A 1,473-nucleotide genomic window follows, 5' to 3' on the forward strand; every position below is an offset into this window, starting at 1 on the left:
CCCGAGCCGAAGCTGCTCATCCTCAACGACGCGCTCGCTGGGGAATTGGGGCTCGATCCGGAATACCTCCGGTCCCCGGAAGGCGTACGGCTCCTCCTGGGGAACCACGTTCCGGAGGGATCGACGCCGGTTGCCCAGGCGTATGCGGGCCACCAGTTCGGCGGCTACTCGCCACTGCTGGGCGACGGGCGTGCCCTTCTTCTCGGCGAGGTGACCGACGCTGAGGGCAGGTTACGGGACGTGCACCTGAAAGGCTCCGGCCGCACGCCGTTCGCCCGCGCCGGGGACGGTCGCGCCGTCGTCGGCCCTATGCTCCGGGAGTACCTCGTCAGTGAGGCGATGCACGCCCTAAGCGTTCCCACAACACGTTCCCTTGCCGTCGTTGCCACCGGCCGCCCCGTACGCCGTGACACCATGCTTCCCGGGGCAGTGCTCACAAGGGTAGCCAGCAGCCATCTCCGTGTGGGCAGCTTCCAGTACGCAAGGGCCACCGAAAACATGGACCTCCTGCGGCGGTTGGGGGACCATGCGATCAGCCGTCATTATCCGGATGCCGTCAAGGCAGAAAACCCCTACCTCGAACTCTTCGAAAGGGTGGTGGCAGCCCAGGCAACGCTGGTGGCGCAGTGGATGCTGGTGGGATTCGTCCACGGCGTCATGAACACGGACAATATGACCATCTCCGGAGAAACCATCGACTACGGGCCCTGCGCCTTTATGGACGCCTTCAATCCTGCCGCGGTCTACAGCTCCATCGACGTCGGCGGGCGCTACGCGTACGCCAACCAGCCGGTCATCGCCGAATGGAACCTCGCCCGCCTCGCCGAGGCAATGCTGCCCCTCTTCAACGAGGACCAGGAACAGGCCGTGGCCCCTGCCGTGGAGGCACTGGGGAAGTTCCGCCGCCAGTACGGCGATGCCTGGTTCGCCGGCATGAAAACCAAAGTAGGTTTGGCAGAGGCCCCGGCGGAAACCCCTGAGGCTGAAGAAGCTTCGGAGGTGGTGGACGGGCTGGTGGCACTCCTGAAGGATGGGCCAGTGGATTACACGTCGTTTTTCCGGAACCTGGCCCACGCGGCAAGGGGAAATGAACGGCCTGCCCGCGGCATGGTCCTTGACCTTGCTGCCTTCGATACGTGGGCGGAGCGGTGGCGTGCCCAGCAACCGGACGCCGCCATGATGGACCGCGTCAACCCCGCCTACATACCGCGGAACCACCTGGTGGAGGAAGCGCTCGCCGCAGCAACGGAGGGAGACCTCAATCCCTTCAACCAACTCCTCGAGGTGGTCCGTGACCCCTTCCGAGAGCGGCCGGGGCTCGAACGCTACACCGAGGGAGCACCGGAGGACTTCGGCACCTACCAGACCTTCTGCGGCACCTGACACGCACGGCATCTGCGGGCTTACCGCCGGGAGAACCCGGTGCGAAGACTGCGGACAACAAAACAGGGGCGGCAGCCGGGAAAATCCCGG

1 protein-coding gene is annotated in these 1,473 nt (G+C 65.5%); it reads left to right on the plus strand.

From position 1 onward, the window contains the following. Nucleotides 1-1,383: protein adenylyltransferase SelO (locus AC5RWX_RS33290; RefSeq protein WP_494100426.1), on the plus strand; the 1,383-nt coding region annotated here is incomplete at its 5' end. Between the last annotated feature and the right edge of the window lie 90 nt (nucleotides 1,384-1,473).

The organism is Arthrobacter sp. SPT-J7 (assembly GCF_059089965.1).